The organism is Endozoicomonas sp. SESOKO3 (assembly GCF_024606255.1).
The window spans coordinates 1-1,715 of record NZ_JAHHPR010000625.1 but is presented as its reverse complement, the minus strand read 5'-3'; the positions used below and the strand labels follow the sequence as shown (position 1 = coordinate 1,715).

At 52.3% G+C, this 1,715-nt stretch carries 1 protein-coding gene; it reads right to left on the bottom strand.

All coding sequences use genetic code 11. The features are described 5' to 3' along the window. Nucleotides 1-1,715: hypothetical protein (locus tag KDK18_RS11050; RefSeq protein WP_257254957.1), on the bottom strand; the 1,715-nt coding region annotated here is incomplete at both ends.

The following is a 1,715-nucleotide window of genomic DNA, read 5'->3' as shown; positions in this document are numbered from 1 at the left end:
GAGCACTAACCTCTACTATTGCATTCAGTCCATCAATTAATGATGGGCTTCTCTCCTTCAGGGTCTGCTTCAGAAAAGTGATTTCGTCTGTCCTGATGGCCTGACGCAGAACCAGGCCTGCCCGGTAATCCGGCAGATTCCCGTGTGTCTTCACCAGAGCCGAGGCAAAGTTATCCAGAGATACCCCAGGGTGTTGACGACGGTATTTCAAAACCCGTTTAACCGCCTCTGTCAGCCCGTCCTGATCATGCCGGGCGGATAACCAGTAGAGAACCCGGGCGAAATCGTCCACCGACCCGGTAGCAAACTGCCAATTGTGATCGGTGCTACTGAGGCCATTAACAAGCTGTGTATAGAGGGGGGGCTGGTCTGGAAAAGCGCCCAGTGCCAGTCCTGTGGTCAGGCCATAGCGACGGCCTGTGGTGGTTGCCGACAATCCCCAGATGGCCCGCAAGTCCTTTTGAGCTTTACCGAGAGCGACCACATCGGGATGGTTTAACAGGGCTAGTCCGAACAACTTTCCTATAGCGATAGCTTTGTGGTGATCAAAAGTCGTGTCTTTTGTTCCCACCGTCAGGGCCGGTGGATTGCTGTCCAGACGACTCTGGTACAGGTATTGTTTGGGGTCAAGGGTAAGGGGTACCTCCCGGTACAGACGACCCAGAAGCAGGCCGTGCCTGGAAAGTCTGTCTCCTGACTCAAGAATCGGTCTAACCAAATCTTCGCCAGCAGAAAACAAGTCGACAAGTTTATAGAGCCCGGCGGGCAGGTTGAATTGTGCCAGCTTTTTCCAGCGGGCGACGAGCAGGGCATGGTTGTCAGTGGTAGTCGCAGGAAGCTGGTGTTCCCAGCTGGTCACCCGGTGAAGTTTAAAATTGACGGGCACTATTTTTTGCAACCGCGCCAGGGTGTCCCAGGATGATCCTGACTGCCCGCCAGTTATTGCCCTGAGCCTGGCAGTCAGTAGCAAATTGCTCAGTTTGCCATGTCCTGCTGTGTTCTGTGCTGCCTGGTGAAAGATGAGGTAGGAGCGGGTAACATGCTCCAGCTTTGTCTGGTCGAGCTGACCCAGCCGGTTGAGGATGGATTGCTTCACCCAGTTCTGGTACGTCACGGTTCCGGTGTCAGTAGCGAGCATGGATAGGGCTCTTTTAAAAAAGATCCCGTCAACGTCCGGGTCTGCTCCCAGTAGACCCGGGTTCTGAACTGACTTTATTATCGCAGTCGTCAAAGTGTCGGGAGGGCCAAAAGCGATCTTTCTGAGTGCAGGCCAGGGTTCGCGAACCTCAATGGTGGCGAGGTAATGGACTTGACCTTGTTCATCGATATAACGACTGACACTTTGTCTTGTCTGTGGAGCCTGGGCATCAACGTAACCAAGCAGCTTTTTTTTGTTGTTGCCTTCCGGCAAATAGAAAAAATCTGAGTACGGATCGATGGGGACAGGTATCCTTCCATGTTTAACACGGTAATCCAACATATCGCTGAACAGCATTTCTAACCTGACTCGTAGTTGCTGTTTGGGTGCTGTCCAGATTCTGCCAGCCCCTTCAGCTTCGGCTGCCATTTTAGCCAGCTCATCGACCGTTTCTTGCATCAATGAAGTAAAGGCTTTCCAGCTATATTCCTGGATGGCTGACTTAAGTTGGGCGGCTTCCAAATCAGAGATGACCGTCATTAAAAAATCAGCGGTACCCAGTCTCAGTAATCCTTCA